Consider the following 6,062-nt stretch of genomic DNA (forward strand, 5'->3'; position numbering starts at 1 on the left):
CAGTCAAAAAGTCAAATGTGAGAAAGTGGCACAAGGCGAATTCACTCAGAACCGATTTCATTCACCAAGGTGGGGATATGGGCCGTCTCCTCCATGTCTTCCCCCTCGTGGAAATCGGCAAAAGAGCCTTGGGGTTCTTTCAGGAAGAAAGCACAGAGGAACGCCACCACCATCGAGCAAAGTCCCAAGGTTTGGAAGAAAATCTGATTTCCCATCGCACCTTCGGGCAGCAGGCTGAATAGGGTGAGATACGCCACCGCACCTACATTGCCATACGCGCCCACATTGCCCGCAATCTGTCCGGTAACGCGACGTTTGACCAGGGGAACAATGGCATAGGTTGACCCTTCCCCAGCTTGCACGAAGAAAGAACAAGCCATCGTCAGCAGAATAGCCGCCGGCAGAAACCAAGTATCAGAGACTCGGCTCATAAACAAGTAGCCAATGCTCATGGTTCCCGTTAACACCGTCATCGTCCATTTCCGGCTGCCCAGAGAGTCGGAGATTAAGCCACCACCGGGACGAGACATCAGGTTCATAAAGGCATAACTGGCAGCAATCATCCCCGCCTGTGCTGGGTTTAAGCGAAAGGTGGTTTCAAAGAAAGCGGGTAACATGGACACCACCGCCAACTCAGAGCCAAAGTTAACCACATAGGTGAGTTCTAAAATGGCAACTTGATTGAATTTGTAGCGGTCTTCCGGGGGATAGCGTTTTTCGCCCCGCAGCAGTTTGGCGTTCGTTTGCCAGCAGCCGTAGGTTTGGAAGAGATACAGTCCCACCAAAGCAGTCCACACCAGGAATAATGCGGGGCGATCGAGGAATCCCACTTGATGTAAGCGCCATGCCAGCAGTCCCAGAATGCCCACCAGGGGAACGTTCATCAGCATCAAGAAGAAGAAATCTTTGCGGCTGGTAACTTCTAAACCACTGGCGCGATTCGGGCGGCGATATTCTTTGCCTGGAGGCGTATCTTCCACGTTAAAGAAGTAAATTATACCATAGACAGCCGCCGCTACCCCAGTCAGAGCAATGGCTAACCGCCAGTTGGCTGCGCCTCCGGCGAGGAACGATAAGCCTAGGGCAACGGAGGGCAGGGTAAAAGCTGCCGCCGCCGAACCAAAGTTGCCCCAACCGCCATAAATGCCTTCTGCTAAGCCAATTTCTTTGGGGGGGAACCACTCGGCTACCATGCGAATGCCAATCACAAACCCTGCCCCCACAATGCTGAGCATCAAACGACTCACAACCAGGGTGTTGAAGTCTTGGGCGATCGCAAACAAACCACAGGGAATAGCCGCATAGACTAATAGGATGGAGTAAGTTAAACGCGGTCCGAAGCGATCGAGTAACATGCCAATCAGAATCCGCGCGGGAACCGTAAGCGCCACGTTACAGATGCCCAGGGTGCGGATTTGCTCCACACTTAACCCCAGATCCTCGCGAATGATGGTGGCTAGAGGAGCAAAGTTAAACCAGACCACAAAGGAGAGGAAAAACGCGAACCAAGAGAGATGTAGAATGCGGTAACGACCGCGTAGAGAAAGAAGTTGGGTTAACATAGTTCGACAGACAGGATCTTGATTACGAATTAAAAGGCGATCGCGCAGGGGCAGACGGAGACAATCTCCGCCTCTCGAGTGCATATCGTCTCCGGAGGAATCCTCGCACAAAGGATGACTCCGCGTTGGGCTTCGAGTTTCCTCAGCCTCGGCGCAATTTCAATTGCCCGCTTCGCGTGAGGCATCCACGGGACGCGAGATTAGCAGGGTTTTTCCGTTGCCCCAAATTGTTCGATCAGCAGATCGCGCAGTACGGATTTGAGTTCGTCGCAGGGAATGGCTTTCATCACGCGATCGCCGAGTTTTGCATCTTTCCCCACTTTACCGCCCATATAGATATCCACGGCTTCCACAGTTTTGCCATCTTTGCGAGTTTTGGTTCCCATCAAGCCAATGTCGGCGACTTGAGGTTGACCGCAGGAGTTGGGACAGCCGGTCCAGTGGATGCGGACTTTTTGGCTCAATGCCAGTTCTTCGGTGAGTTCTTGGGCGAGTGCCAAGGCACGCTGTTTGGTTTCCACTAGGGCAAAGTTACAGAATTGCGCGCCGGTACAGGAGACGAGTTCCCGCACGAGGGGCGCTGGGGTGAGGGAAAATTCTCTCAAGAGGGGTTCTTGTTGGAAGGCATCGAGTTTGGCCGTTTCGATGTGAGAGATAATAAGGTTTTGTTCCACAGTGAGGCGAATTTCTCCGTTGCCGTAGACTTGTGCCAGTCGCGCCACTTCAAACATGCGATCGGCTCTCAGGCGACCCACGGGAACGTGAAGTCCGGCATAATGAAGTCCTTGTTGCTTTTGCGGATGGATGCCCACACAATCCCGTTTTTCCCAGGCTATTTCATCTTTCGGGGCGGCTTCCGCAAGGGGAAAGCCCACTTCGGCTTCCACGGCGGCGCGGAATTTTTCCAGTCCCCACTCATCGATCAGCCACATTAATCGCGATTTTTGCCGATTGGCACGAGAGCCATTATCTCGGAAGACGCGCAGAATCGCACAACTGAGGTCGCTGAGTTGCTGGGGTTTCACCCAGGCATTCAAGGGGATGGCGGCGTCGCAGCGTTTGGCGGAGAAGAAACCACCCACGAGCACGTTGAAGCCAAATTCGCCGTTTTTGAAGGCGGGCACGTAGGCGAGGTCGTTGATTTCTGCGTGAACCGAGTTATCTCGACCACCGGCAACGGCAATGTTGAATTTTCGCGGGAGGTTCGTAAATTCGGGATTGCCTTCTCCCTGGTTGGTGATGGCATCCTGAATGGCTTGGCACAAAGGGAGGGTGTCGATAAATTCCCCTGCGTCAATGCCCGCCACCGGGGAACCGGTGATGTTGCGAACGTTGTCCATCCCGGATTGAATGCTGGTTAAGCCGGCTTGGTGGAGTTGTTTGAAGATTTCGGGGAAGTCTTCAAAACGAATGCCGCGCAGTTGCAGGTTTTGCCTGGTGGTGATGTCGGCGCTGCCTTCGTCTCCATAGCGTTGCACGATGCTGGCTAATACTCGCATTTGTTCGGCGCTGAGGATGCCGTTGGCAATCCGCATCCGCAACATGAATTTACCGGGGGTGACGGGTCGGAAAAAAATTCCGAGCCATTTCAGTCGGTGAATTAGGTCGTTTTCATCTAGGGCTTGCCAACCGATTTTGGCAAACTGTTCGAGTTCGTTTTTAACGGCTAAACCGTCTTTCTCGAATTTGTATTTCTCGAATTTGTTGAGTTTTACGGGAGGAGATACAGATTGAATCATGGAATGGGTTTTTTAGACTACTGAGGTTTTTTTGGAGCCAGAAGGACGAAAAATGGTGGTTTGCCTAGGGATACGCTGTTGGTTCTGTTTTTTTGGTAATCATAGGGGTTTGATTGTTTTTGCTAGTTGAAGTCGGAGAAGGGGAGAGAGTACAGAGATGGATGGGTCTGGAAAATGGAGTTTTTTGGTCGAGTTGTCTTCACGTTAAAAGAAGGGAAATTGAAGTTTGGTAATATTCACTACCAAAACTTTTGTTTTTTTTGAATTTTGCATGAGTCTGATGCAATTCCTACATCACATCGGCTGAAATGGGGGCTGAGTGCCTTGGCATCTATGAGGATGGTGGGTCAAGCTAGGGTCAGACGAGTTGCTCGTCTGTTTGGCTGATGTTTGGAATTCCGGATTGCCATGACTTTTGTTTCGTCGTCTTCACCTTCGCGCCGCAATGGATGCGGTCAAGTTGCGTCTGAGAATCGGTCTGAGATGCTAAGTGCGATGTTGGAGGTTTTGGAGTGGGGAGAGTTTGCCGATCGCTGGGAGGCGGCTAAACGGTTGCCGAGTTTTGGGCGATCGGCGTTGGAAGGTATTTTGGAGTTGTTGCGATCGCATCCCGATGATGCTGAGTTAGGTTGGTTTGCGGCTCAGGCGATCGCCCAGTTCGACGATTCGGCGGCGATCGCTACGTTGGTGAATTGGGTCACAACTGCGTCAGTGGATGAGGATGTGCGCGCAATGGCGGCGCGCGGGTTGGCGACTCTGGGGGAACCGGCGATCGCGCCTTTGAGTGAACTGTTACGGGAAAAACCCTGGCAGGTATTGGCGATTCGCACGTTGGCTCAGGTTCGTCACCCAGGGGCGATCGAACCGTTGTTTCCGCTGTGGGATGAGGGGAATCGGGAAGTGCGAGCGGAAATTTTGGCGGTGTTGGCAACTCGTCGCGATCGGCGAGCAATTCCGCTGATTTTGCAAGGGTTGAAGGATCTGGGGGCGCGGGTTCGCCGCGAAGCAACCATCGCCCTGGGGTTGTATGGCGATTTTGCCCCGGAGGTGGATGCGGTGGCGCTGTTGGAGGCGCAACTGCTCGATTTGGATCTGAGTGTGGCGCAACAAGCGGCGATCGCCCTGTCTCGGATTGGCACACCGACAGGGATTTCGGTGCTGGCGCGAATGCTGCGATCGGCCCATACCCCCCCGCCGCTTCAGTTCGATTTGATTCGCGCTTTGGGTTGGATCGAACATCCGGAGGCAATTGAGGGGTTGCTCTCGGCGCTCTCTGTTCCCCATGAGGGCCTCTGTGCGGAGACAATCCGGATTCTCTGCCAAATCCGCGATCCGCTCCTGACACCTCAGGTGGTGCAGGGTTTGGTCAATTGGTGGTATGCCAATCCCCCCCAGCGGGAAAGTCCTCACATCCGTCAGGCGATCGCCCTGGGATTGGGGAATTTCAACCAGCGGGAAAGTCAGGCGATCGTGCGATCGCTCCTGGAGGATCCCGATGAAGCGGTCCGCTGGCACGCTCGCGCTGGCACGAAACAAAGTTAGGCGATCGCATTCCTGAAAAGGGGCGGGGATTTGAAGGAATAAGGAATGTTTTCATCGGCTAACTGTTGCAGCTCTAAATTAAACTGCGATCGGCTTTCAGCAGTCCCCGACTCCTCATCTCAGCAATGAGCAAATCTTGCAGCGCTCCGCCTGCGACCATATCGCCCATCGCCTCTACACCTCCACCCTTTCCCATGAGATTGAACTCTCTATCCACCTCTGTGCAAGGCGGATCAAAAGTATCTCTCAAACTATTTTGGAACAATGGTATAATCTGCTGTGCCCTACTCTCTCAAGCTGGAACCTCCGGATCCGCCGCAAAGCCTTCAACCTAACAGAAGATCCCTAGAATCCTTTCCCAAAAAATCGCCTTTCCCGTGGAAAATCCCCACCCTCCTCGATTCCGGGTAGCTTTAGCTGAATCGGTTCTGAGTTGTCCGATTCGGGGGGTTCTGGCGGTTGTGCTTTCTTCCGTCCCCGCTTTCCAGTGGATTTGGTAGTTTTCGCCTTGGATTTTTTGGCGGTTTTGGCTTTGGGTTGGTTGGCGCGTTCCTCGCGAATGCGATCGAGGAGTACCGAGGCGGGTTCGTCTTTGGGGTCTTGGGGGACTAGGGAAAACGCATCTAATCTACACTCTATTCTTCTCTTCTTCGTCAAACTCCCCTTCACCAAAATCGCGATCGACTAACGCTTTTAAATCGGATTTGCTCCAGGGAGAACCATCGGGTTGCCGGGTGGATTTTAGCAGCGCTTCAATTGCTCCAAGTTCCGAACCCGTCGGTGGTGCTCCCGATGCTAACTCCCGCAACCGCTGCGCCTCGAGGGTCGATTCCGAGGCTAATTTCTCCCATCCGTTCTCAGCTTTCAGCACTCCGCGAGTCATCATCTCGGCAACGAGCAAATCTTGCAGCGCAAGGGTCGCGAGTGTCTCGGCGATCGCTTCCGGGGTTCGACCCATTCCAATGCGATCGAGGTGTCTGCGGAACGGTTGCAAGGCTTGCAAAATCGTTTGGTTGAGCGTTTCCCACAAGCGCAGCCTGTCGGAAAATTTCAGGTAAGGCAAGCGCTCCACAATCTCCTCGAACCCCACTGCACAATTCGGAGCGCTCATCACGTTCCGCACCAGCTTCGTCAGGGGCAAGTCCCCCTCAATATAGGCATTGAGTTCATCTGCCGTCACGCCCAAAAAGTTAAGCAGCGCCTCTCGGTTGCGCTTATA

The 6,062-nt window shown here is 53.4% G+C and carries 6 protein-coding genes; 1 reads left to right on the forward strand and 5 read right to left on the reverse strand.

Going from position 1 to position 6,062, the window contains the following annotated elements:
* Positions 1–41 precede the first annotated feature (41 nt).
* Positions 42–1,562: an MFS transporter gene (locus LKK83_RS03620; RefSeq protein ID WP_324629493.1), complete on the reverse strand. Its 1,521-nt coding sequence runs from the start codon at positions 1,560–1,562 to the stop codon at positions 42–44.
* Between the two features lie 200 nt (positions 1,563–1,762).
* Positions 1,763–3,301, reverse strand: a complete 1,539-nt coding sequence (locus LKK83_RS03625; protein WP_324629494.1) for a ferredoxin--nitrite reductase — start codon at positions 3,299–3,301, stop codon at positions 1,763–1,765.
* Positions 3,302–3,784: 483 nt separating this feature from the next.
* Here LKK83_RS03625 and LKK83_RS03630 point away from each other — a divergent pair, with 483 nt between their 5' ends.
* Positions 3,785–4,843 carry a HEAT repeat domain-containing protein gene (locus tag LKK83_RS03630; RefSeq protein ID WP_324629495.1) on the forward strand — a complete coding sequence of 353 codons (1,059 nt, stop codon included), beginning with the start codon at positions 3,785–3,787 and terminating at the stop codon, positions 4,841–4,843.
* A 73-nt stretch (positions 4,844–4,916) separates the two neighbouring features.
* Here LKK83_RS03630 and LKK83_RS03635 read toward each other — a convergent pair whose 3' ends face one another.
* The 3 genes from LKK83_RS03635 to LKK83_RS03645 form a co-directional block, all read right to left on the reverse strand.
* Positions 4,917–5,039 (reverse strand): hypothetical protein, encoded by a 123-nt coding sequence (locus tag LKK83_RS03635; RefSeq protein WP_324629496.1) that lies wholly within the window; start codon positions 5,037–5,039, stop codon positions 4,917–4,919.
* Positions 5,040–5,188: 149 nt separating this feature from the next.
* Positions 5,189–5,500, reverse strand: coding sequence for a hypothetical protein (locus LKK83_RS03640; protein WP_324629497.1), 312 nt, complete (start codon positions 5,498–5,500; stop codon positions 5,189–5,191).
* The coding region (locus tag LKK83_RS03645; RefSeq protein WP_324629498.1) for a hypothetical protein at positions 5,472–6,062 on the reverse strand (591 nt) is incomplete at its 5' end. The genes LKK83_RS03645 and LKK83_RS03640, both read right to left, overlap by 29 nt.

Origin of the sequence: Phormidium sp. CCY1219 (genome assembly GCF_035615515.1) — a bacterium.
Taxonomy (GTDB): domain Bacteria; phylum Cyanobacteriota; class Cyanobacteriia; order Cyanobacteriales; family Laspinemataceae; genus CCY1219.

What these genes read in the sequence shown, in the direction of transcription:
- LKK83_RS03625 (WP_324629494.1), bottom strand. Translation starts at nt 3,301, where the DNA reads ATGATTCAATCTGTATCTCCTCCCGTAAAACTCAACAAATTCGAGAAA.
- LKK83_RS03635 (WP_324629496.1), bottom strand. Translation starts at nt 5,039, where the DNA reads ATGGGAAAGGGTGGAGGTGTAGAGGCGATGGGCGATATGGTCGCAGGC.
- LKK83_RS03630 (WP_324629495.1), top strand. Translation starts at nt 3,785, where the DNA reads ATGCTAAGTGCGATGTTGGAGGTTTTGGAGTGGGGAGAGTTTGCCGAT.
- LKK83_RS03620 (WP_324629493.1), bottom strand. Translation starts at nt 1,562, where the DNA reads ATGTTAACCCAACTTCTTTCTCTACGCGGTCGTTACCGCATTCTACAT.